The sequence below is a fragment of the Rivularia sp. PCC 7116 genome (assembly GCF_000316665.1).
Taxonomy (GTDB): domain Bacteria; phylum Cyanobacteriota; class Cyanobacteriia; order Cyanobacteriales; family Nostocaceae; genus Rivularia.
Map to the genome: position 1 here is coordinate 5,549,334 of NC_019678.1, position 26,931 is coordinate 5,576,264.

Sequence of the window (26,931 nt, forward strand, 5' to 3'; positions counted from 1 at the left end):
CAAGCATTATATGTACTTTATGAATAGCTCTAAAATTTGATAAATATAATGTCTTGATTGAAAATGAATTGGGTGCTAATTATTAATAATTGGACTTATGCAGATGGCATATTTTACTGTAGGGTGCTGTGACATTTAGATTAATTTTCAACGTAATAATAAGGCAATCAAGGTACGGCACCATCCGAGTCTTGTGACAATTGCGTAAGTCCTGAATAATTTAAACCAGTTTCAACAAAAAAATAAATCTAACTATCTAAGTCGTCATCAGGAATTAGGAATTAACTACGTATCTACATTCTCACCAACGAAGTCAGGTAATTCCTGGCCATATTATTGTTTGATTGCTGAATCCTGAAGTTATTAATCAATAGACAATAGGTCATATTATCTATACGTTTAAGACTGACTAAAAACTAAATGCATCTCTAATTATCTCAAAATAATACATAGAGAAATCACAGCCTAGAATTCTCTATCGCTTCGACTGTAAAAGCATTACAGAAATCAAAAAGTCAAAAAAGGATAAAAATAATGGCAAATAAGGAAATATTTAGTAGTAACAGTACATTCGATCAAAACGAAGAAATAATAAATTATTTAGACGGTGAAAGTAGCGAAGGTGTTTATGGTTTAGAAATTGACACTGCATCTTTACAGAGTAGTAGTACAGCGTATAATTATGCCTTAACAGAATTAGAATTAGAGTATCTTTTAACAGAAGATGATAATCCAAATACTCAGAATTATTTTCCTCAATTAGCTACTAATTTTACTCAAAACAATTTTGATTCTCTTACAGGAAATAACACAAATAATCTTTTAGTCGGTACATTAGAATCAAATTCGTCAATCACAGAGAATGATGTTACCTCTGCATCTGGGTTTTCTGCATCAAATCCGCAATTGTATGCAATCAGAACAGAGAAAGAAATTAGGATAAATAATGGTGGTGACTTAGATGGAAATCCCCTTGATATTAGTGACGATGCTTTAATTTATGCTGCTCGCGGATTTACGATTAATGGAGATATTACCCTACCGGTAAAACGAGATGAAAATGGTAATCCTCTACGAGATAATTCAGGTAAGTTAATTTTAGTAGATAATGCCGTTTCCGTTGCATCGGGTTACACAACTATCAACGCTCCTAATAATCAGTACTCTAATTTAGTACCTCCACAAATAGTAGACGAACAAGTAATTGATATTCCTGCTTATTCAGATTTAAAACAGCAAACATTAGATAGGATAATCCCTGCTGGCACATCAACCGTAAGCATTAATTCTCGACAAAACCCTCTAAATAATTCTCAAGATTGGACGCAGGCGTTTCCATCACCTGGTACCGAAGATAATCCAACAGTTGTAAGAGTTACGGGTGGGGGATTAAATATTCCCGACAATATTAATATCAGCAATTACGTTATTACCGTAGAAAATGGAGATATCAACTTTAATGGCAACAACTACAATTTTGATAATGTTGTATTGATTGCTGAAAACGGTAATATCAATTTAGCTGGAGTACAAGCAAAAGATTTATCTGTATTTGCTTCTGGCTCTATCAATATGAACAGTCAAGCAAAGTATGCAGGTTCAACTTTACTTGCGACGCTCAGCAATAACGGCAGTATAAACTTCAATGGTTCGACAGCTTCTACCGACTCTAATGATAATGTTAAAGTCGTTTCTCAAGGTAGGATTACGTTTAACGCTGCATCCGATACCCGTGGCTCTTTTGAAAGTGTAGGCGATTTTACTTTCAATAATAATTCTACTTTGTACGGCACTATTAACGCTAAGGGTTTTATTACTTTTAATAATGGTGCTAATGTTGTCTCAATTTCAGATGTACCTGTAAATTTACCTACCGTTAATGCTTCTTTAGCCAACGATACAGGAGCTAGCGACAGCGACGGAATAACACTCGATCCCACCATTAGCGGACAAATAGAAGATGCTACTTCTCTTCAAGGCAATCTGAACGGAAATGGTTTTGTTGATATCAGCGATGCTCTAAATGAAGATGGAAGTTTTACTATCTCTTTAGAGCAATATGATGTTTTAAGTAATAGTTCCTTGCCAGATGGGGACTATATTCTGGAATTAAAGGCTGGGAATGATTCAGGTGGGGAATCTGATGTAATAACGGTAAACTTTACCCTCGACAGAACTCCACCACCAATAGACTTCGATTTAGCTCCCGAAAGCGATACAGGTGAATTAGGAGATAGAACCACAACCGAACGTATTGTTACTTTGGTTGGACAAACCGAACCGGGACTAGAAATGGTGTTGGTAGAAACCCAACAAATGGTTACTGCTGATAGTGATGGGAATTTTAGCTTTACAGATGTTCCTATGCCAAGCGCCGGACAAGCACCATTTACAGTTGTGAGTGTGGATGAAGCTGGAAATCAAGCAAGAACACAAAAGTTCTTCATCAGAGAAGGAATTAACGGCGCACCAGAGATTATTAGCAACCCAGAATTAATTTTTGATACTGAAAACCAAGATACTTATACTTACCAAATTGAAGCAGTTGACCCCGATAACGATACACTGACCTATAGTTTGCTCAACGGACTTCAAGGGGTTGAGATTGACGAGAATGGTTTGCTTACCTTTAAACCCGATGGTGCTTTGCGTCCCTCTTATGACTTTAATATTGAAGTCAGTGACGGTAGGGGTGGTACGGATACTCAAGCTTTTACTGTAGATGTTCCTGCTCTAGCTAATCTCGGAACCATCAAAGGTATTAAATGGAATGATTTAAATGGGAATGGGGTTAGAGATAGTGAACTGGTACAAGGAGCTAATCCTGATGTTGTCTACGTTTTAGACGTATCCGGTAGTGCTGATTTTGATTTTGTAGGTTCTCCCATTGGTGACTTCAATAATGATGGTTTAGAAAATACTAGATTAGACGCAGAAATTGCTGCATTTATTGCTCTTAACGAACAATTAAATAACCAAGGACTGGGGGATAACGCACAAGTTGGCATTGTTGTATACAGTGGTCTTACCGCTAATGCGGACATGAATTTGGTTGCAGATGGTTTGCAGTTAACGACTACACCGGGAGCCGATAGTAATAACGATGGTACAACGGATGTAGAAGAGATATTACGCTCTATTCGCTCTGGAGCATTTGGTGTAGGTAATAGAACTGGAACTAATCCAGAAGCTGCTCTACAAAAAGTAGAAGAGACTTTTACCGCGATCGGAACGCAATCAGGAAATGGTAATGTAATCTTCTTAACCGACGGCGAACAGAATCGAGGTGGTTCAATTTCTGATGAAGTAGAGCGTTTAGAAGCGCAAGGATTTAATTTATCAGCCTTTGGAGTAGGGGATGATGCTTCTTTGCGCGTTATTCAAACTATCGATACTGATGGTATTAAATTTACTTCTATCGATGGAATATTAGATGCATTTGGTGGCGTTGGAGCAGGTAGTAAAAGTGTTCTAGAACCAGGATTAGCTGGAGTTAGCGTTTATTTAGATAGCAATAATAACGGGATACTTGATAACGGGGAAGCAGTACAGATAACCGCAGCAGATGACCCAAGTACCACGGATATTGATGAAACTGGGCAATATGAATTTACCAACCTTGTACCTGGTACTTATATTGTTCGTGAAATAGTTCCAGATGGATTTGAGCAAACATTTCCAAGCAATACTGAAGGGTTTACGATTGAAGTAGGTGCAGGAGAAATTGTTGAAAATATTGATTTTGGTAACATAGAAATTGCAATCAATCAAGACCCAATTATCACTTCAACACCAATTATAGAAGCAGTTGTGGGTCAACCCTATGAATATCTTGTACGAGCCAATGACCCTGATGGAGATACATTAACTTATAACCTTAATGAAGCCCCACAGGGGATGGTTATCAATCCTCAAACAGGTCAAATTTCCTATACACCAACAATAACGGCTACCACACTCAATTTTGATACCTCTGATAATCAAGTTAGACCTGGTATAGACAACCAAGCAGCTTTCACTGTTGATGATCAAGGTTTTACTTTTACAAATACAATCGCTAACTATGCCATAGGTGAGGGGTTTAATATATTTTTAAACCGACCATTGGGACCTGTATTCCGCAGTGCTGTAAGCTTCGACCTGAGTTCTTTAAGTAGTCCGGTTACTTCTGCTAAGTTGCAGTTACAAAAGAATCGTACCAGTGGAGACCCGATTGAAACTTTAGGGTTATTTGAAGTTGCCACTGATACCAATCAGCTTTATACAAGCGATATCGTATCCCCAGAAATTTTCGAGGATTTAGGAACTGGTACAAGCTATGGTAATTTTGATGTGGCAACAGGAGGTAATCCCAGCGAAATCCTTGAATTTGAACTTAATGAAGAAGCAATCGCAGCTATTAATGCCGCTAGTGGAAATTTCTTCTCCATCGGACTTTCTCTTCTGAGCGCTAATCCGAACAATACCAACGAAGCAGCCGAATATCTTTTTGCTTTTAGCAATAATACTGGAATTCAGCGGCTGGTATTAGAAACTGAGAACAAGGAAACAGTTGAAGTTCTTGTTAGCGATGGTAAGGGTGGTGAAGCGACTCAAAATTACATCTTAAACATTGTTGAAAGTTCAAATAACCAAGCACCTGTTATCACCTCAATTCCCGAACTAAGTATTGCTTTAGGAGAAACCTACGAATATCAAGTAGAAGCAACAGATGCTGATGGAGATGCCCTTAACTATAGCTTAATCAACTTCCCCGATGGATTGGAAATAGATGATTCCGGTAAAATAACTTGGAATCCTACAGAAATTGGCGAGTTTGAACTTGAAATTGAAGTCAGCGATGCAAAAGGTGGAGTTGATACTCAGGTTTACAAGCTTAAGGTACTCAATGACTTATCTGAAGATACAGAAGCTCCCCAAGTCGAAATCGCATTTAATGGTACTGTTTTTGAACTGGGAGAAAGTTTAAACCTACAAATTCAAGGGTTTGATAATGTTGGCTTGGCAGATTTAGACCTTTCCTTTAACGGTAATTCCTTAACTCTTAACCCTGATACTGTTGCTAATGGAATAATAAATACTGCTTCTGTAACGCTGAATAATATAGGAGTATTTGAGCTACTGGCTACAGCTACCGATTTAGCCGGGAATACCGATACAGAAGCTATTTCAGTTCGCGTAATTGACCCCACCGACACTACCGCACCAATTACCGAAATTGACCTCACCCAATTCCAAGAAAACGGCACCATAATTGATGCTCCTACCGATATCATTGGTACTATCAACGACGATAATTTAGAATACTATCGACTGGAAATTGCTCCAGTTAATTTGATTGACCTGAATAACCCTGCTGCTGATGACCCCGATTACCGGGTATTGGCTGAAGGTAACGGCAATATTGAAAACGGGGTAATTGGACAAGTTGACCCCAGATTCCTTGCCAATGACAGTTACCATTTACGAGTTGTTACCCAAGACTTTAGTGGTAATATCAACATTCAAGGTCTCGGGGTTTCAATTAATGGTGAAATCAAACCGGGACGCTTCACTCAGGAATTTGTTGACCTCTCAATTCCAGTTGCAGGACTACCAATTGAGGTAAAACGAGTTTACGATAGCTTGCAATCGAACCAAATCGGCGATTTTGGTTATGGCTGGAATCTCGGAGTACAAGATGCTCGCATTCAAGAATCAGTACCCGTCACCGACCAAAATGGTTTAAGTCTTTTCACCTCAACACCATTTCAAGTAGGAAGCACCGTTACGCTGACTAATCCGGAAGGACGACGAGTTACATTTACTTTCCAACCAGAAATCACCGGAGTTAGCTTACTTGGACCAATTTGGTCTCCCAGATTTGTAGCCGAACCAGGAGTCTTTGACAAGCTTGAAGTTGATAATATTCCTTTAAGCATTCGTTCTGATGGTACTGCGGGACTTTTCCTCTTCGGTTTCTCCTACAATCCGTCCGAATACCGTCTCACAACCAAAGATGGCACGGCTTATAAATACGACCAGTTTGATGGTTTGATTGATATTACCGACCGTAACGGCAATACTCTTACCTACAGCGACTCAGGTATTGTAAGTTCCACCGGAGAATCAGTAGAATTCCGTCGCGATGCAGAAGGTCGAATTACTGAAATAGTTGACACAGCTGGTGAGTCAATTGAGTATGATTACGATACCAACGGCGATTTAGTTTCTGTAACTGACCGGACTGATAATACAACTGAACTGGTTTACGAACAGCCACAACTTCCTCATTATTTGACAGAGGTAAAAGACCCATTGGGAAGAAGTGGGATTCGTAACGAATATAACGAACAGGGTCAGCTTGCTCGGATTATTGACGCTGATGGTAATGCTTTAGACTTAAATTTTGATACCGCCGATTCATCTCAAACTGTTACAGATCCACTTGGGAATGACACGACTTTTGTCTTTGACGAACGCGGTAATGTGGTTAAAGAAGTCGATGCAGAAGGTGGAATAACGCTGAACACTTATGATTCGGAGAACAATTTAGCAAGCGTTACTGACCCACGCGGCAATACTACTACCTTTACTTATGATGACCGTGGAAATCTGTTGACTGAAACAGATGCGCTTGGCAACACTAATACATTTACCTACAACGACCTGAATCAGGTATTAACTACCACCGATGCCAAAGGTAACATTACTACCAATCGTTATGACAGTCGCGGTAATTTAGTAGAACGGGAAGATGCAGTTGGTAACATTACCCGGTATAGCTACGATGCAAGCGGCAATCTGGAAACAGTTACAGATGCTAACAACAATGAAACGAACTATCGTTATGATAGCTTGGGTCGCCTCACAGAAGTTGAAGATGCAATTGGGGCAATCGTCAGATTTACCTATGACGATACCGGAAATATAAACAGTTTCGCCACACCGTTAGGCAATACTACCAGCTTCGACTACAACGCAGAAGGTCAACTGGTAAAAGTAACAGATGCGAAAGGAAATATTACTCAGATTGAGTACAATGCTGCTGGCGATCGCACTGCCATAGTTGATGCTAATGGTCGTCGTACCGAATTTGTTTACAACAATCGCGGCTTACAAACTGAGATTCGCTTTACCGATGGTACGGTCAGTCAAACGGCTTATGATGCCTTGGATAGAGTGGTTAAAGAAATTGACCAAAACGGCAACGAAACCGAGTTTGAATATGATGGAGTAGCTCGCTTAATTTCGGTTGTTGATGCGTTAGGGAACAAAACCCAGTATGGTTATGACGCAAGCGGAAACCAGATTACTCAAACTGATGCGCTTGGACGTACCACTGAGTTTGAATACGATGCGCTCAATCGTCTGACTGAAACGGAATTACCCCTGGGACAAACTGAAACTCTTACTTACGATGTAGTTGATAATTTAACAAGTTTAACCAACTTCAACGGTGAAACAATTACCTACGAATACGACCCGAACAACTTGCTGAGTGCGGTACGTCTACCCGATGCTCCTGATGAAATTTACACCTATACAGCAACAGGTGAAATTAGTACTATTACCGACGCTCGCGGTACTACCCAGTACGAGTATGATGACCTGGATCAACTATTAAGACGTACCGAACCTGATGGAGTCGCTATTGCTTATACTTATGACCTTGATAGCAATATCACCACCTTAACTACTCCGACTGGTACTGTTAATTATACTTACGACGAACTAGGTTTCCTAGAAACAGTTACAGACCGTCAAAACAACCTCACCACCTACAGCTATGACTTAGTTGGCAACTTGATTCAAACCGAGTTTGCTAATGGAATAATTGAAACTCGTCAGTATGACCTGCTCAATCGTCCTATCGTAATTGAAAATACCAACAGCGACGGTAACATTATCTCTAGCTACGAGTACACTTTGGATAATGTTGGCAACCGATTGGTACTTGAAGAAAATACAGGACGTAGAGTTGAGTATAGCTATGATGACCTCTATCGCTTAACTCAAGAAAGCGTTACTGACGCAACAAACGGCAACGAAACTACAAACTATGTCTACGATAATATAGGCAATCGCCAAAGTCGTACCAGCACAACCAACGGTACAACCACCTATACCTATGATGATAATGACCGACTGCTGACTGAAACCAACGACGGAATTGTTACCAACTATAGCTACGATGACGCAGGTAATTTAATTACCACTGCCACAAATGGTGAAACTCAACTTACTTACACCTGGAATAGTAAAGGTGAACTCAGTCAAGCGGTTGTGAATGAAAACGGTAGCGAGCAAACCATTGAGTTTCAATATAATACCGACGGTATCCGCGTTGCGACTACGGTTGATGGGGAAACAACTAATTTCTTAATTGATACAACCCAGCAAGAATTTGCTCAGGTGATTGAAGAATATAGTGCGGGTAATACCGATGTTATCTATACACATGGGCTTGATTTAATTAGCCAGCAACGGAATGGGGAGACATCGTTTTATCATGCAGATGGTTTAGGAAGTACGCGGATTATTACAGATAATGCCGGTAATATTGCGAATGCTTACATTTATAATCCTTATGGAAGTATAAGTAAGCAAACAGAGATTGTTCGGAACAGTTACAAATATACTGGGGAGCAGTTTGATCCAGAACTTCAGAACTACTACTTGAGGGCTAGGTATTACGATCCATCTACTGGAAGGTTTACTTCTAGAGATCCATTTGAAGGAATTCCTCAACGTCCACTTTCACTAAACAAATATATTTACACTGAAGGAAATCCAATCAATGCAATTGATCCAAGTGGAGAAGTAAGTGCAATTCAATTTGGAATACTTGCCGGAACCGTAGGTGGAGCAGTTGCTATAAATGGGTTGAACACATGTGAGGCTATATTGCAAAGAGAATTTTCTACTTTCGACCGTATATTTGCATTCACTAGCTCTTTCCTTATTACAGCCTTCACAGTAACTACTTTTGGAGCTTTAGCTACTCTTTTAGCCCGTGGTATTGCAGGTGGAGCACTAGCGGCATTTATTGTTTGTCCGTTTGGTAGAGAATAATTTTCTAAGGGGTAGGTTGGGTTGAACGAAGTGAAACCCAACATTGCTCTGGGTTTCGTCTCTCAACCCAGCCTACGATTTTTAGGTGATATAAGAGCGGAAGGGGAGTAATCAACCCTAATATTCTCCACCCCAGCCCAAGCGGTTAATATCAACTTTGTCCTGGAAAAAATTCGGAGATGTCGAAATTGCAAACCCCAGCCAAGCAAATTTATCTACCGATGGCTAGTTTTTAATTAGGCGAACAAAAATATTTACTGCCATTATTCGCTACGCTAACGCGCAGCGTCTCCCAAAGGAAAGTAGTAATCCCAGCCCTTACGGTTGCTTCGCTTGATATCATGTTCGCTAAATCGCTTACGATATGTCATTGCGAGCGAAGTGAAGCAATCACAACAATGGGATTGCTTCGTTCCACTCCGTTTCACTCGCAATGACATTAGGCAATTAATTGTGTTTAACTATCTCAATCCTGTTAAGCAACACTCCAACTTACATAAGGCAACCCCGCCGCTGTCTCCTTAACCTTTTGGGCATTACTTACCAATTGCCCGCAAGCATCCCAAGTACCGGAAATAAACATATTTTTCGCACCTTCACCCATATTTACAGATGCTGAAAAATCACCGCACTGTACTGTCATAGCTTGTAAATCTACCGCGATTTCTGCTTGAGGATTATCTGTCAACATCTTTTGTAATTGTTGAACTGTATCAGCATCAGCGGTAACGCAAGGAACTCCCATCGCTACGCAATTACCAAAAAATATTTCGGCAAAACTTTCTCCAACTAAAGCCTTAATTCCCCATTTAGCAAGTGCTTGAGGCGCATGTTCTCTGGAAGAACCACAACCGAAGTTACGGTTAACTATTAGTATGCTTGCATTTTTATACTGCGTTTGGTCAAAAGGGTGTTTTCCATCAAGCCCTTTTCTATCATCCTCAAAAGCATGTTCTCCCAAACCATCAAAGGTAACGCAACGCAAAAACCGCGCTGGAATAATTCTATCTGTATCGATGTCATTTCCTATTAAAGGAATACCGTTTCCGGAAACTGTTTTAACTTCACTCATAATAATTTTGGGGATTGGGAATTGGTAATTGGTAATTGGGAATTGGGAATTGGGCATGGCATTGGGCATTGGGCATTGGGCATTGGGCATTGGCAGAGAGGAGACAAGGAGACAGACAAGGAAAAAAACTGTTTTTAACTTCTAACTTCCAATTCCTAACTCCTAACTCCTAACTCCTAACTCCTAACTCCTAACTCCTAACTCCTAACTCCTTCCAACTAACCACTAACAACTATCAACTAACAAATTCACGTACATCTGCAACGGTACCTTTAATTGCTGCTGCTGCAACCATTGCGGGACTCATTAATAAAGTACGTCCGGATGCGGAACCTTGTCTTCCTTTAAAGTTGCGGTTGGAGGAGGAAGCACTGATTTGTCTTCCCTGCAATTTGTCGGGGTTCATTGCCAGACACATGGAACATCCGGGTTCTCGCCATTCAAATCCGGCTGCTTCAAAGATTTTATCTAAACCTTCGGCTTCGGCTTGTTGTTTGACTCTTTCGGAACCGGGAACTACAAAAGCTTTGATTCCTTCTGCTACATGATGTCCTTTGGCAATTTTCGCGGCTTCTCGTAAGTCACTGATTCTACCGTTGGTACAACTGCCAATAAAGCAAACGTCTATTTTTGTACCTGCGATGGGGGCACCAGGAGCTAAATCCATGTAGCTATAGGCTTCCTGGGCAATAACGCGGTCATCTGTTGGTAATTCTTCGGGTTTTGGTATAGCTTGATTTACCCCTATACCTTGTCCGGGAGTGATTCCCCAAGTAACGGTAGGTGGAATATCTGCGGCATCAAATACAACCACGTCATCGTATGTTGCATCCGCGTCGCTACGGACGGAATTCCACCAAGCAACGGCTTTATCCCAATCTTCTCCTTTGGGGGCAAAGTCTTTACCTTTGAGGTATTCGTAAGTAACTTTATCGGGATTAACGTAACCGCATCTCGCACCGCCTTCGATGGACATATTACATGCAGTCATGCGTTCTTCCATGCTCATTTGTTCAAAGGTGGTACCCGCAAATTCGTAGGCATATCCCACTCCACCTTTCACGCCCAGAGTACGAATAATATGTAAAACTACATCTTTGGCGTAAACGCCCGGTTTTAAATTTCCGTTAACTTCAATTTTGCGAACTTTTAACTTAGATAACGCCAAAGTTTGCGAAGCCAATACATCCCGCACTTGAGAAGTACCAATACCGAAGGCGATCGCACCAAAAGCGCCGTGAGTTGAAGTGTGACTATCACCACAAGCAATAGTCATTCCCGGTTGAGTAAGCCCTTGCTCTGGGGCAATTACGTGAACAATTCCTTGATTACCCGTACCAATATTGTAAAAAGTTATGCCATTTTCTTGACAATTTGTTTCTAGCGCTTGCATCATCTCTTCTGCCAAAGTATCGGCAAAAGGACGCGCTTGATTATCAGTAGGTACAATATGGTCAACTGTAGCTACAGTACGTTCCGGAAATAATACCTTTAAACCCCGTTCCCTAAGCATGGCAAAGGCTTGAGGACTCGTTACTTCATGAATTAGATGCAGCCCAATAAACAGTTGTGTTTGTCCGGAAGCAAGGGTACCAACTGTATGTAAATCCCAAACTTTATCAAATAACGTGCCTTTGCTCATACCTCAATCCGTTTATTAAGAGTCGGGTTTATTGATGTTATCAAAAAATCGCAACACACGGTAGGGAGGAGAGAGATTTTGAAAGTAAGGAGTAAAGAGTTTTGAGCCGGTGCAAAGACGTAGTCTCAAACAATGTGAAATCAAGACTTAATATTTTTATCAAACAAGTCAACAAAGCACAGGTAATCTTTTTCCGCGACTCGCTACTCTTAACTGCTAACTGTTCACTGCTCACTGCTAACTGCTCAATGATTGCTATTTTGTCTTTCGTTAAGTTCTTTTAATTGACGCTCCATAGCATCGAAAGCATGACGAATTACTGCATCTACTGGTTCGTACTGAATCCCATCATCCGGGCTGCGATCTACAGCTAGTTCGTGAGAAGGTGGTACTGTAATATCTAAACGCACTCGATATGGAGAACCGCTACTGGGATGGTCGTGTGCTTTTTCGATAGCTACGCGACAACTGCTGATATGGTCGCAAAATTTTTCTAATTTAGTAATCTTAGAGTTTACTAGTTCATCTAAAGCACCTGTTTTTTCTACACCGCGATAAGTAATTTCTGGCTGTACGTTCATAAAATTTTACTTTGTATATATATAGGAATCCGTTTTGAATATTGAAAAAATCTAGGTATTTGTAGGGTGTGTTACGACGCTAGTCTAACGCACCGAAACCCTTACATCATGGTGCGTTGCGCTTCGCGACAACACACCCTACGTATATTTCAAAAATCAATTAGGATTCCTATAGTTTGCAACCCGTCTAAGCAGAATAATAACGCATAGACGGTTAATTAGTTTTAATGCAAATGCTCCTTATTTGACTTCTTTCTAAAAGATGAAATTTTGCGAATAGTATTCTATCTTACGTAGGATATTTAATCGCGAATTTATTCTGTATTATTCTAAATACTTTTATTTTCAAACATAATTAATTACAAATTAAATTTGTATAATACGTGTTACTTTCATATAGAATATTTACAATTTTATAAAATAAATTTAATAACTCTTTTTATCTTCGTACATAATGTTTATTTCGTATACATTTATTAAACGATATTATCTGTAATATTAGTTGGAAATGCCTCAGTTGATATTAATAATTTATAAGAAATAAATACTTAATTGCAAAAATGAGAAACTCGATTTATTCGCAATTAGAAGCTTATTTAGTTTCTAATGCAGCTATAGATTGGCAAACAGGAAGCATTCCTAAATGTCAAATTCCTATTTATTCTAAAGGTATGCAAGCTAACGAATACTTTTTTAGCAATCCTTTATGGAATAAGAAATATTTAGACAAGACTCATCGCAGCTTACCCTTTAAACAACGCTGGCAAGCAGCAATGGGTAGTTGGGACGATAAAATAGTGGTAGACATTGGCTGCGGACCTGGTAATGTATATGCAACTGTAGGTGGCTCTCCAAAGTTGTTAATCGGTATTGATATTTCTTTAGGGGCTTTAAAGCTAGCTCGTAATCTTGGCTATACGCCAATTTTAGCTGATGCTCATCATCTACCATTGATTGATGGATTTGCCGATATAGTAGTTCTAAATGCAACAATTCACCATTGTGATGACATGCAGAGAGTTCTAGCAGAAGCTGCTCGTATATTACGTCCCGGTGGTTTACTATTTACTGATGAAGATCCTCAAGTTAGTGCTTGGCAGCTCAAAAGCTTTGGTTTATATATACGCAATATCCGTTATCCTATCTATCGAGCTATTAAGAGTAAACATTATTTACCATCAGAAGAAAGAATTGCTAGATGGAAATCTGAAGTTCAGAATCAGATTCCTGGAGATGGTGTAACTTCAGAACTGTATCACCAAGTTTTACAGCCGTTAGGATTTGATATAAACCTATATTTACATAACTACGAAAGTGGCGCTGAGGTTCTTAATGGTGAAATAGGTAAGTCATCTTGGAGATTAAGATTAAGCCAATGGTTATCAGGTATTAATCCCAATTCTCCAGAAGCAGCGCAATCTATTATGTGTATTGCCAGACGTAACTGATTATTTAGGATTTCCTATATATCCGGATTCAAAGAATCCATTGCGAGATAGGTTAAAAATCAATTACTGTATATACTGCTAACAATTAATTAATTTTTGCAAAAGAATTATATTCAATCCTATTCTGATAATTTTTCATGCTTAAATCAGCTTTGTTTCGGGATTTTGCTGTAAAACCGGAGAAAGAGACACAACAAGCAGGAAAAGCATGAGTTCAATTCGTATTGAAGCGGAAAATTATCAGGATGCTATCGACAGCACTATTGGTAACAATGGTGGAGAATATCGCTTTGAGGATGTTGATATTCAATCAAGTAGGGATATCGATGGTGGTTATTCTCTGGGTTGGATTGATTCGGGTGAGTGGTTGACTTACAATTTTACTGTTCCGACATCGGGAGAATATCGCTTAGTTTCCCGTATGGCTTCGGCACGAGATGGCAATCACAGCTTTACAGCAACTCTGGCAGGGCAGCAAACAAATTTTAATGTGGATAATACTGGCGGCTGGTGGAATTGGCAAAATGTCGAGTCTGCCAAAACTTTCTCGTTGGATGCAGGTAGTCATGAAATGCGTCTGGATATGCTCGGAAGTGTTTTCAATATCAACTACCTTGAGTTAATCCCCGTGTCTTCAATAAATAACAATAGCAGTAATTTAATTCATGGAGGTACGGGTAATAATTCCTTTTACGGCAGCAACGGAATAGATACTATTACCTATGATGCAGCAAGTTCTAGCATTGTTGCAGATTTAGGTAAAGGCAAAGTAATCCATAATTCAACAAATTCTTCTATGCAACCGTTTAAAATAATGCCTCTGGGTGATTCCAATACAGAAGGTTGGGGAAGCTGGGATTTAGGTGCTTACCGCGATGATTTATGGAAGTTGTTTGACAACAGTAACTATAATATAGACTTTGTTGGTCCTCATAAAACAGGTCCTTCAGGCTTTGATAGAGATAATGCTGGATTCAGTGGATGGAAAATCGGTGAAATTGACAGTGCTGTAGATGGTTGGTTGAATGATGCTCAACCGGATATGGTGCTATTAATGATTGGTACTAACGACATACTTCGCGATGATAATATCACTCAAGCACCCAGTCGTCTCAACAATCTGATAGATAATATTACCTATCAATTACCAGACACTCAGCTTTTAGTGGCTTCCATTCCCCCAATTAGCCGCACCGAATCACAAAAACAGCAGGCTATAACATTTAATTCACATTTACCAGGCATTATTGATAGTAAAGCTGCTCAAGGTAAAAATGTCAGTTTCGTAGATGTATATAGTGGATTAACGGCAGATGACTTACAGGATGGAGTTCATCCCACTGTAGAAGGTTATAGCAAGATTGCCGATACTTGGTATGATGCAATTCTCGAACAAAACATTCCTCAAGATAGCTCCCAAGATACAATCAGCAACATCGAAAATATCATTGGTTCAAATTACGATGATGTAATTATAGGTAGCGCTGGTGCAAATGTAATTCAAGGTGGTGCTGGCAATGACACCTTAACCGGCGGCGGTAGTAGCGACACCTTTGTTTTAGGATTAGGAGAAGGAATTGATACTATCACCGATTTTGCAGTTGGTGAAGATTCTCTTCAACTATCAGATAATTTAAGTTTTCAAGATATTACCATTATTTATGGTTCCGGTAATGGCTACAACGACACCACGATTATCTATCAAGATGAAGCTTTAGCTGTATTAACTGGAATGGAAGCAGGTAGTCTTTCTGGCAGTGATTTTGTGTGAATTTAGTTGTTAGTGCTTAGGAAAGTCCCCAACTGTTAACTGTTCACTGTTTAAAGCTGTAATTCTGCTAACCCTAAATACTTAACTCCTTCGGGTGTGGTTTCAAAACGACAGGGCAATACTTCTAATCCCATAGATACAGCTTGACGTAATAATCTACCATATAATGGGTCGGCATTATCACCGGGTGCAAAATGGGTGCAGTCGCTACGATTAATAAAATACAACATGACTCCACGACAAGAGGGTAAAAGTGCCATTAATTCCCGTAGATGCTTTTGTCCTCTTGTCGTTTCGGTATCGGGAAATAAAGCTAATCTTTTATCAGTCCAAGTTGTATTTTTGACTTCTAAATATATCAGACGATTATCATTTTTTGGTAAGGTTATATTCTTTGTCGCCACAGAATTTGTATCTTCTAAATTATCTGTTAACGCAATTTGATTTGATAAATTAATTTCTTGCTGAGAAGGAAGCAAACAAAAATCTACTCGGCTTTTTCTATCTTGCCCGTAAACAACTTCGCTTTTAACTTCGTCGTATTTTCCTAATTCTGGAAAAATATATTTTTGCAGAGCTATTTTAATAATTTTATTCGGTAAACCTGTATTTACACCTACCCAAGTTGGTTCGTTATCGTGTAATTGAATCATTTCCCAGGTGTAAGCTAATTTACGTTTGGGGTTGTCAGATTTTGATAGCTGTACTGAGTTTCCGGGGATATATACACCTTTCATGGGGCCAGTATTTGGGCAGTGGGCTGTTACAATTTCTCCAGAATCAAGTTCTACATCTGCGAAGAATCGCTTGTAGCGTTTTACTAAAGTTCCTGGATATAAAGTTGGGTAGCGGTAGATAAAGTCAGTCATGTTAATAGTTAGGAGTTTGGAGTTTGGAATTAGGAATTAGGAGTTGCTAATTATGAATTTAAAACTCAATGCCCAATGCCCATGCCCAATGCCCCATGCCCAATGCCCCATGCCCAATGCCCCATGCCCAATGCCCAATTCCCATGCCCAATTCATAATTCGTCGGTTAGGATATGTATCTATAATTATGAATTGAGTCAATTTAACTGTTATGGAACAAGAGTTTTTTGATAAGGGTTTAGAAAAGGCGAAGCAGAAAGACTATGCTGGCGCTATTGAAGAATTTACCAAAGCACTGCAAGGGAATTCTGAGTTTGTCGAAGCTTATTATCAACGAGGTTTAGCATACTACGATTTGGGACATGTAGCTCAAGCGGTTTTTGATTATGATCGGGTGTTAAAACGGGATTCTTATAATGTAGAGGCATATTATTGTCGTGCTTTAGCTCGGTTAGCGCTGAAGAATTTACCCGGTGCTTTAAAGGATGTAAATAAAGTTATTGAAATTAATTCTTGTAAACCTGGTGCTTACAATTTACGAGGTGTGATAGAGCGTAAATTGGGGAATATTGAAAATGCGATCGCTAATTTTAAGCAGGCTGCAAATTTATATTTGGAGCAGAAGGATACTGAAAACGCAAAGCGGTGTTTGGAGAAGGTGAAGCAGCTACAACCCCGGAAACAAGAGGTTGTTTTAGAGAAGCCGCAGTTACAAAATACACCGTTAATAACTGAGAAAGATTATTTTACGTCTTTATTAGAAAAGGCAGAGAAGGGAAGTACCCGCGAAGCGATGGAAGATTTGAATTGGGTGTTAAGAGCAGATGCTCAAGATGGGAAAGCTTACTGCTGTCGCGGGGTTGTGTATTGCAAAGAAGGTAAATATCAGCAAGCAATCGCAGATTTTAATACAGCGCTACAGTTGAATTTTCACGATGCTGTAGTTTATCGCAATCGCGGTAAAGCCCGGTTGCAGATGGGAGATAATCAAGGTGCGATAGCTGATTTTAATCAAGCTCTAAAAATAGAGCCGGAAGATGATTTAATTTATGTTGCTAGAGGTAATGCTTATCAAGCTATAGGTCATTATTTAGGTGCAATTGAAGATTATAATACAGCGCTACAGATGAATCCTACTAGTGCGAGTGCTTTTTACAATCGCGGTTTATGTAATGTGCGGATGGAAGAAATTCCCCAAGCAATTAATGATTTTCAACAGGCTGCAAGTATATATTGCGAACAGGAAGATTGGGATAATTATAAAGTAGTTTCCCAAAGTTTGAAAAAACTTAGTACTCCGTCTGCTGAAGTGAATGAGAAAAATAACTATGAAAGATTGCGCTATCGCTTGTTAAGATTAGTCGGTGGACAATGGGAAATTGCACAAAGATTAATCGAACAAGCCAGATATTATTATCCCGGTATGTCAGAGGAATGGTATATCGAAACGGTTATTCATGATTTAGAAAGGGATAAGGGTAGGTAATACTAATTTTAAATTTTATCTGTTTCCTACTCCTTGCTCCCTATTAAGTTAATGTAACCTTGGCAGTCATGGGATTTGATACATTACTGTAGGATTTCAACAGTATTTGAGCGGTATCTACTGCTTCAATTTCCCTAATCATAAATTCAATCATGGGTTTAGCAATAGAGCAGATTAATTCGCCTGTTTGATTGTAAATTCTTTCGCTGGGGCAAGCCTCTACAATTGGTAACTGATTGCAAGTTAAATCAAATGGGCATTTACGACAAGTAGCAGCGCGTTGTTTTCTAATCTTACAAACTTGCTGATATTCTTGAGAGTTAAATATTTCTGTTAGCGACTGTTGAAAAATATTTCCCATTAAACCTTCGGGAAGATAAGCTTCACCATCATTGTAAATATCTCCGTTAAGGTTAATAATCAATGCCCATTCTCTTTGGGCTGGATTATATTCATAAATTTTTTGCTTTGTTAAATATCGGGATGCGGCGGTAAAGTAATCGTAGAGAGGATAAATTTTGATTTTACTGGGAGACGCAAACTGTTTTTTAGCTACTTGTTGATATACTTGAATAATTTCTTGGGGAGTTAGAGCAAGATTTTTAACTCTTTCATCGCTTTCTGAATTAAGGCTAAAAATAGGTAAGATACGATAATCTATATTTAATTGATTGTAAAAATCAAAAGTCTGTAAAGCATGATTGTAGTTTTGACGATGCAAAACAGTAATTGCACCAAAAGGAATTTCATTATCAATTAGTTTCTGAATATTTGGCAATACTTTATCTTGACTATCTTTTCCTTTGATATCTACTCTTTGATTGCCAAAAACATCAAACGAGATACCCAAATGTAAATTTAGTTCTTGGATTAAGTCAATAGTACGTTGCGGTAAATTAACTAAATTACTTTGTACCGAGTTTGAATATTCAATTCCTTGAGAAGCAAGATATTTTTTTTGCAATTGAACAAAAGTACGCAAATAGTCAGGAGGTAGTAACAGCGGTTCGCCTCCATGTAATATAAAATGAGGTTTAAACTCATCTGGATTGGGCTGTAAATGAATATATTCAGCTAAACCTTGGAAAAAGAATTCTAATTTCTCCAATGACATCTTTTCTTTATTTGCCAGTTCTGTATATTCGTAACAGTAGTTGCAGCGTAAGTTGCAGAGTTTACTTAGTTTAATAATAAAGTGCATAATTTCTCGATTTGTAGGTTATATATCAATTTTCAGTTGGGTTCAACATAGTCGAAACCTCACCCCTTCCCCTCTCCTTCATAAGGAGAGGGAAATAAAAAACAAACAATATTATCGTTGAACGCTAGCAAAAATTGCTTTTACATCTACCCTTTGAGGAATTGATAAATCACTTTTCTCATTAAAAGTAAATTTTCCTTGAGGAGGATCGCAAACTTTCGGATCGCAATTTATTTCTTGTCCTTTAATTGGTAGCTTTTGATTTTCTAAAATATATAAACCATCGGGAATTTTGACTCGCTGTTCCTCTACATCAAACGCAAAAACTTTACGTTCTTCAATAATTAATTGAACAATTCCTAATTTATTAGCCAGCTTTTCTATTGGTAAATAACTAGCTTCTGGGTCTAAAACTAATGTCCAGCCTTGGTCCCAAGGGTCGCAAGGACCACCTCCACACTGTATCCAAATATCCTTATCTTTCTCTTCTTTCGATGTACCAAAGTAACCATCTATTTCCCGCCAGATTCCTTCTTCAACAACTAATTTACCTCTTTTAGGAAACTCATAAATACCATCTGGAGCAACGGTTTTTTCTCCATTAGTAACTAAGAAAACTCGTCTATCCTTCATCAAGACTGAACTAGCTTCATACTCTTTAATTAGAATCTCTGGAGTTAAAGGTTTTCCCTTAGCTAACAATGTACCTTCAGACAGCTTCAACTCTTGTGCGACAGCTTTTGGAGAGATGTTAGCGTTAAGGAATTGAGCCACTTGTCCAACCAGCCCCTGATTATATAAGCTGGCAAATCCTCCTGCGATTAAGATAGCTGTAACAATTGTGGTCTTACCTTTATTATTTCTCTGCATAATTAATTCAAAAAATCGCTGGTTTTGTGATTGTAGTTAAGTATTATTACACTAACCTAGTTTTATAGAATGTAACAATAAAAACATAATAACTTCAAGTATATTGAAGCAATGCAAATTACTGCAAAGCTCAATATGACTTTCAATTATTTCTACATATGTTTGGAGTTAGATTTTTATGCAGCTTTTGAGAAATGAAAATAAATAACAATCTATCTCTCCTCTGCCATCCTCGGAAGAGTCTCAATTTTTATTTATATTACAGTGGGTTATACCAATTCTGTATGAGGCTGCGCTAAACGCCCTCACTCTGTAAGAGTGGGGCTAACCAAACAAAGCCCCTCTTCAGGGGCTGAATTCGGCGCATCTTTATAAAGAAATGGTATTAGAAGTAATCAGGCTAGTACTCTACCAAGCCAGCTTTGCCGTGTAAAGATAGGGAGGGGGAGGAGGGGAAGAGGGGGTAGAAAATAATTTTTTCTCGTGGTTAACCCCGCATAGTTGCCTTGGCAGACTACTAATTACGCAAACTTCAAACAAACTTTATGATATATAGAATTATTTACTAATGTAAATCTGAAATTCTGTAAGTAGATTATGTAGATATACGATTAACAGCTATATAAAGTCTGGTTTGGAGGATTTTGAGTGAAAACTTTTTGGAATGTAATTTTTCAAGCTATCTTTTGGCTATGGAATTTAGTTTTTTTGACAATAGTATATTTCTGGATATTACCTTTTCTAGCACCATTTTTATTTATTTCAACTTTATCAGGTGAAACTCCACTCGAATTTTCTTTAACTGTAGTTACTTTGATTGCAATTCCTACAGCTTGTACCATTATTGGTGCTAAAAAATTTATTAAACAACCATTAAAGCTTATCCGTTTATTTTATGGTGTAGAAGCACCGTTATTTGTATTATGTTGCTTGCGGTTATTTATAATCCGAGAAACAACACCGGCGAGCGTTCATATTATCGCTACTGCGGGTTTATCTATTGCAGCCTTTTTCGTAAATTTATTGTGGGGATATAACAACCGAAGTAAAACAGGTTTGCAGTGGATGCAGATGCTAGCAAACAGTTTAATGATGCTATTTGGTGTGTATGCAGGAGCTTTATTACTGTTTTATGCTTTACCCTTTACAGTCGCTTTTACCAAAGAATTTTTCAAATTTGAGTGGGTAGATGGATTTTTATCTTCTGTGAGCTATGGAGGAATTTACGTACTTTTATTTTTCCTATTCTTTGCTTTAAGTAGTGCTTTATTCGCTATCATGCCTTCAGTCATGTCGGGGATGTATCTTTATTCCGGACAAAAACATATCCGAGCATTTGCCGCACAACATGGTAACAAAAAGGCTTTAGCAGGTATTAGTGGGGTTTTAACTGCTTCTGTAATTTTATTTGTTTCCTTACAGCAACAGCCGCAGGTACGGGCATTTTCCTTATTGAATAATTCTGCAACTACAGACAGTAGCCGCCAAGTTTTATTATCAAAATCCAATGAAATTAAATCGGGTTTGGTAAATGCTTATTTATCTTCCTATCGCTATCTGAGTAGCAGAAAAGATAGTAATAATATCAGCGCTATGTATCGCGATTCTCTAGGATTAAACAAACCGGCAGCAGATTCGGTACAAGAAATTTACAACTTTTTAATATCACCTTTTTTGTATAATGGTTCCGAACAAGATATTGAGAAAGCAGAGAAACTTTACGAAGATTTTTTTGATAAAGCCATTCAAAAAGCTGAAGCACCAGCAATTACTCATGCCGTACAATCAACTTTTAATCAACAAGAAGTTAAAGCCGGTTTACTAAATATCAACGAGAAAAAAGTTTGGTTGGAATCCCAGGAAATTACAGTCAAAGAAAAAGGCGATCGCGCTGAAGTTGAACTCTACGAACTGTATAAAAACCAAACGCCAGAAGTTCAAGAAATATTTTATTACTTTTCGTTACCAGAAAGTGCAGTAATTACAGGTTTATGGTTAGGAGATACCAACGATAGAAATAAACGTTATGAATTCACAGTTTCTCCCAGAGGTGCGGCACAAAAGGTTTATACTTCTCAAGTAAGGAGAGAACGTCCTGTAGATCCAGCATTATTAGAACAAGTAGGACCTAGACATTATCGCTTAAGAGCATTTCCGATTCCTCGTAATAATGTACGACAAATAGAAAATCAACCGCCAATTCCCACAGAAATGAATCTGTGGTTAACCTATCAAGTCATGGTTGATGATAAAGGTGTTGCTTTACCAACTTTAGGAGAAAAGCGTAATATATATTGGACGAATAAAACCAAACGCATTCGCAACGGTAAACAGGTAAAAATAGATAAAGATGCTTGGTTAGAAGACTATATCAAAGTAGGAAAATCACAACCAAAATCTCACGAAGTTGAATTAACTGAAGGTTACAAAATTACAGCAAAACCGTTATCAAAGAAAGATTATTCCTTACCTGAAAATAAAAAAATTGCTTTAATTCTTGATTCTTCCCGCAGCATGGATTCCCACGTCAAGGAATTATCGCAAAATTTAACGTGGCTAAAAAAACATCACAAAAATAACGATGCAGACTTGTATATTGCCGCTTCCGGAACAAAACCGCAGCGTTTAGACGACATCCATAAATTCAAAGCTGATAAATTCACATTTTACGGAAGCTTGCAAACTCCCGAAATGTTGAAGCAATTCAATCAACTGCGAGGAGACACATCTTATGACGCAATATTACTCTTAACAGATGCCGGAAGTTACGAATTGTCCAAAAATAACAAAGATATTCCTGAAACTTCTGCGCCTTTATGGATGGTACACAACGGTAAACTACCTTTTTCATATACCGACGGCATGATTAAAGCAATTCAAGATAGCGGTGGTGGAGTTTCGACTTCAGTTTCCGAAGTATTGCAAAGAATTGCCACAAAAAATAAACTGGGAGATTCAGTAATTGACGTAGTTGATGGTTACGCTTGGTACTTGGAAAAATCCGAGAATAATTCAACCCAAAAATCAAATAATTTTCAACAACTTGCAGCTAGACAATTAATAAGAGGATTGAGCAAACAAGTTAAATTAGATAACTTAAAAGGCTTAGATGCAATTCATGCTGTAGCTAAGAAGTATAAACTAGTTTCGCCTTATTCTTCGATGTTAGTGTTAGTAAATGACGAACAAAGACGTTTATTAAAAGAAGCAGAAGCATCAAAAGATAGATTTGATAGAAAATTAGAAAGTGGAAAAGAAGATTTAACTAAACCTAGTAATCCTTTAAAAGCCAGTTCACCAGAACCTTCTAATGGATTGGTGTTAGCTGGAAGTGGGTTATTGTTGCTTTGGATTGTGAAGCGGAAAAAGAAATAGGGGATTGAACATAATACAAACCTCACCCCGCCCTGCGGGCACCCCTCTCCTTATTAAGTAGAGGGGAAGTTAGTAGTTAGTAGGTTGGGTTAGACACGTTCGCGAAGCGTGTCCGGAGGACATAAACAAATTCAGGTTGTAATTAAAATTTGTGTTTATCGTGTCGTAACCCAACATTAAAATTGCGGATAAATATAATGTTGGGTTACGTTTCAAATATAGATTATTTGTTTAGAACTAATTGATAGTTAACCTAACCCAACCTACGAATATATCTCTATTACTTCTTTCCTCTGCGTACTCTGCGCCCTCTGCGGTTTTTTTTAATCCGTAATTTATTGAATTGAGAAAATATTAACTAATTGACGTTGGGTTACGGTTCAAATTTACGTTATTTGTTTACAACTAATTGATAGTTAACCTAACCCAACCTACGAATTACCAATTACCAACTAAAGAAACAACTTCCTGTAAATCGGTAATAAAATAATCTGCTTCTTGCTTAACTTTTTCTCTCACTGCATATCTACCAAAACCGATAAACATATCAATAACGGGTTTGCTTTCTAAATCGCTGACACCATCACCAATAGCTACTATTTTGTTGGGAGAATATTTCTCTCGTAAACTTTTGACAACTTCGGGTTTACCACCGTTACGTGTTGAGGGATAATTGTGGTCAAAGTCGCGATAGCTGCCATCTTCGTTAAAATAAAGGTCAACAGCTTCGATAAATTCTACACCAAGATAATCGGCTAAAGGTTTGATTGCTTGACGATAACCACCACTCAAAATAATTGGTGTCCAACCTCGATCTTTCAAAGTTGTAATAACCTGCTTCGCGGAAGGTTCAACTGTATCGATATATAACTTACCAACTTTAGAAACAGAATCGGCAGAAGGTTGAATAATTTCCAAACGTTTTGCAAAAATACTTTCTAAAGCAATCTTCCCTTCCATAGCTTGGGCAGTCATTTTCTCAATTTCTTGAGTAGCTGACTCACCAGCAGCACGTGCTAACTCATCAACCCCTTCAATACTGCTCAAAGTACTGTCGCAATCAAAAATAATAATCTTATCGTATTGGCTCGTCATATCTTCAAAACCCATAACCACGAGCATCTTATCAATATTTGGTTGTTAATTGTTAGTTAGTAGGTTGGGTTAGACACGAAAAGTCAATTTCCCTTGTAACAGAAATCTTTGATAATCGTGTCGTAACCCAACACCATGATTGTGAGTGAATATTATGTTGGGTTACGGTTCAAATTTAAGTTATTGCTTTACAAGCAAATTTGCAGTGAACCTAACCCAACCTACAAACTAATTTCCCTGTTAACAATTACCAATTACCCATTGCCAATTACCAACTTATAATTATTAAATGCGATTTTTATCTTTATTTTTTGCTACTCTGCTTGCAGTAATCTTACTACCTATCCCGATGGTTGCTGCTGTTACTCCTATTACTCCTGGAGACAATCTTGTTGTTGAGGGAATTCCGTCAATTCCTTCAGATATAGTACAGAAAGTTGAACGCTATACTCAGTTTCGTTCTGCTGGTATTTCTAGCTGGCATCCCACAAAGCGTGAAATGCTGATTTCCACCCGTTTTGCAGATACGCGACAAACACATTATGTTAAATCTCCCCTGGCTACTCGTCAACAGTTAACGTTCTTTCCAGAACCCGTTCGCGGTGCGAGTTTTCAACCTAGCGACGGTAATTATTTTGTCTTTAGTAAAGATGCTGGAGGTAATGAATTTAACCAAAATTATCGCTATGACTTAGATACCGGGGAAACTACTCTATTAACCGATGGTGAATCAAAAAACAGTCGTGGTGTATGGTCTAACCGTGGCGATCGCATGATTTACACTTCCACTCGCCGCACGGGTAATGATGCTGATTTTTACATTATTAATCCGCAAATTCCCGCAAGCAATAAGTTGTTAACCCAAAATGAAGGTGGTGGCTGGTACGGTTTGGATTGGTCGCCAAATGATGATAAATATTTAGCGTTGCAGTATGTTTCGGTGAATGAAAGTTATCTATGGTTGGTTGATACTTCTACAGGTGAGAAGCAACGGCTATTACCTTCATATGGTGAAGAAAAGATTTCTTACGACGGCGGTTATTTTAGTAAAGATGGCAAAGGCTTATATGTAATTACAGATAGGGATTCCGAGTTTTCCCGGTTGGCTTATGTTGAACTCGATACTTTGCAGCATACCTATCTCAGCAAAAAATTTCGTTGGGATGTCACAGATTTTGACCTTTCCGACGACGGTAATTTCTTAGCTTTCGTTACTAACGAAGATGGTACTGGAGTATTACACATATTAAATACTGCTACCCGTCGTTTCAAACGTTTACCAAAGCTTCCTATCGGTCAAGTTTACGGTATCAGATGGCATAATAATAACCAAGATTTAGGTTTTACACTGATTTCAGCGAAATATACTGCCGATGCTTACTCTTTAAATATTCGCAACAACAAAGTTGAGCGTTGGACATTAAGCGAAACTGGTGGTTTAAATACTAGCAGCTTCTCAGATGCTGAATTAGTAAGGTGGAAGAGTTTCGACGGTAGAACAATTTCCGGCTTTTTATATCGTCCTCCCGCTAAGTTTACCGGAAAACGTCCGGTTATTATCAACATTCACGGCGGTCCGGAATCGCAGTTTCGTCCTTCTTTTTTGGGAAGATATAATTACTACCTGAATGAGTTGGGGGTTGCGGTTATATTTCCTAATGTCAGGGGTTCGACGGGATACGGCAAGACTTTTACTAAGTTAGATAATGGTTTTCGTCGGGAAGATTCTGTTAAAGATATCGGTACATTACTTGATTGGATAGCAACGCAACCGGAATTAGATGCAGATAAAATTTTAGTTACTGGGGGAAGTTATGGTGGCTATATGTCTTTGGCTGTGGCGACGAAATACAGTGATAAAATTAAAGCTGCAATTGATATTGTGGGGATTTCCAATTTTGTCACCTTCCTCGAAAATACCAAAGGTTATCGCAGAGATTTGCGACGGGTGGAATATGGAGACGAAAGAGATCCAAAAATGCGAGAGTTTCTAGAGAAAATTTCTCCGACAAATAATGCTGAGAATATCAAAGTGCCGTTATTTGTAATTCACGGTAAAAATGACCCCAGAGTACCGTTAATAGAAGCCGAACAAATAGTAGAAACAGTGAGAAAGAATGATGTCCCGGTGTGGTATTTAATGGCGAAAGATGAAGGGCATGGATTTAGGAAGAAGAAGAATATTGACTTTCAGTTTTATTCTACCGTGATGTTTATTAAGGAGTTTTTGATTGGTAATGGGTGATTGGTAATGGGTAATTGGGCATGGGGAGCATCCTAATTTTTAATAAATATTTAACCCCACAGGCTATAAGCCTGGGGCTAATATTGCCAAGCCCACCTTCGTGGGCTAAGAAATCTTGTAGCCCACGAAGGTGGGCTTCGTTTATGTAGCCCCAGGCTTATAGCCTGCGGGGTTTTGACACAATTGGGATGCTCTCAATTTGAATTGATTAAATCATTGTTT

Annotated in this window: 13 protein-coding genes; 6 read left to right on the top strand and 7 right to left on the bottom strand. The window is 38.5% G+C overall.

What is annotated here, in order from left to right; genetic code table 11:
* The first annotated feature begins 534 nt into the window (after positions 1-534).
* Positions 535-9,054, top strand: coding sequence for an RHS repeat-associated core domain-containing protein (locus RIV7116_RS21475; RefSeq protein ID WP_015120418.1), 8,520 nt, complete (start codon positions 535-537; stop codon positions 9,052-9,054).
* A 475-nt stretch (positions 9,055-9,529) separates the two neighbouring features.
* On the opposite strand, the gene leuD is transcribed toward RIV7116_RS21475, so the two are convergent.
* The 3 genes from leuD to RIV7116_RS21490 form a co-directional block, all read right to left on the bottom strand.
* Positions 9,530-10,129: a 3-isopropylmalate dehydratase small subunit gene (gene leuD / locus RIV7116_RS21480; RefSeq protein ID WP_044292149.1), complete on the bottom strand. Its 600-nt coding sequence runs from the start codon at positions 10,127-10,129 to the stop codon at positions 9,530-9,532.
* Between the two features lie 232 nt (positions 10,130-10,361).
* Positions 10,362-11,768, bottom strand: coding sequence for a 3-isopropylmalate dehydratase large subunit (gene leuC, locus RIV7116_RS21485; protein WP_015120420.1), 1,407 nt, complete (start codon positions 11,766-11,768; stop codon positions 10,362-10,364).
* Positions 11,769-12,013: 245 nt separating this feature from the next.
* Entirely contained in the window at positions 12,014-12,349 is a 336-nt protein-coding gene (locus RIV7116_RS21490; protein WP_015120421.1) for an HPF/RaiA family ribosome-associated protein, read from the bottom strand.
* Positions 12,350-12,909: 560 nt separating this feature from the next.
* Here RIV7116_RS21490 and RIV7116_RS21495 point away from each other — a divergent pair.
* Positions 12,910-13,797 (top strand): class I SAM-dependent methyltransferase, encoded by an 888-nt coding sequence (locus RIV7116_RS21495; RefSeq protein WP_015120422.1) that lies wholly within the window; start codon positions 12,910-12,912, stop codon positions 13,795-13,797.
* A gap of 208 nt (positions 13,798-14,005) precedes the next feature.
* A complete protein-coding gene (locus RIV7116_RS34080; protein ID WP_015120423.1) occupies positions 14,006-15,568 on the top strand; it encodes a GDSL-type esterase/lipase family protein in 1,563 nt (520 codons plus the stop codon).
* Positions 15,569-15,618: 50 nt separating this feature from the next.
* Here the strand turns inward: RIV7116_RS34080 and sfsA are convergent, their stop codons facing one another.
* A complete protein-coding gene (gene sfsA / locus RIV7116_RS21505) occupies positions 15,619-16,437 on the bottom strand; it encodes a DNA/RNA nuclease SfsA (protein WP_015120424.1) in 819 nt (272 codons plus the stop codon).
* A 211-nt stretch (positions 16,438-16,648) separates the two neighbouring features.
* On the opposite strand from sfsA, the gene RIV7116_RS21510 reads away from it, so the two are divergent.
* On the top strand, positions 16,649-17,923 hold the full coding sequence (locus RIV7116_RS21510; protein ID WP_015120425.1) for a tetratricopeptide repeat protein: 1,275 nt from the start codon (positions 16,649-16,651) through the stop codon (positions 17,921-17,923).
* Positions 17,924-17,966: 43 nt separating this feature from the next.
* Here RIV7116_RS21510 and RIV7116_RS21515 read toward each other — a convergent pair whose 3' ends face one another.
* Together RIV7116_RS21515 and RIV7116_RS21520 are read right to left on the bottom strand one after the other, a co-directional pair.
* The gene (locus RIV7116_RS21515; protein WP_015120426.1) at positions 17,967-19,124 is read right to left on the bottom strand and encodes a radical SAM protein; all 1,158 of its coding nucleotides are present in this window, start codon (positions 19,122-19,124) and stop codon (positions 17,967-17,969) included.
* Between the two features lie 111 nt (positions 19,125-19,235).
* Positions 19,236-19,994: a hypothetical protein gene (locus tag RIV7116_RS21520; RefSeq protein WP_015120427.1), complete on the bottom strand. Its 759-nt coding sequence runs from the start codon at positions 19,992-19,994 to the stop codon at positions 19,236-19,238.
* A gap of 648 nt (positions 19,995-20,642) precedes the next feature.
* On the opposite strand from RIV7116_RS21520, the gene RIV7116_RS21525 reads away from it, so the two are divergent.
* Positions 20,643-23,369, top strand: a complete 2,727-nt coding sequence (locus RIV7116_RS21525; protein WP_015120428.1) for a TIGR02921 family PEP-CTERM protein — start codon at positions 20,643-20,645, stop codon at positions 23,367-23,369.
* Positions 23,370-23,807: 438 nt separating this feature from the next.
* Here RIV7116_RS21525 and RIV7116_RS21530 read toward each other — a convergent pair whose 3' ends face one another.
* Positions 23,808-24,464 (bottom strand): HAD-IB family phosphatase, encoded by a 657-nt coding sequence (locus tag RIV7116_RS21530; RefSeq protein WP_044292153.1) that lies wholly within the window; start codon positions 24,462-24,464, stop codon positions 23,808-23,810.
* Positions 24,465-24,753: 289 nt separating this feature from the next.
* On the opposite strand from RIV7116_RS21530, the gene RIV7116_RS21535 reads away from it, so the two are divergent.
* Entirely contained in the window at positions 24,754-26,709 is a 1,956-nt protein-coding gene (locus RIV7116_RS21535; protein ID WP_015120430.1) for an alpha/beta fold hydrolase, read from the top strand.
* The last annotated feature ends 222 nt before the right edge of the window (positions 26,710-26,931 follow it).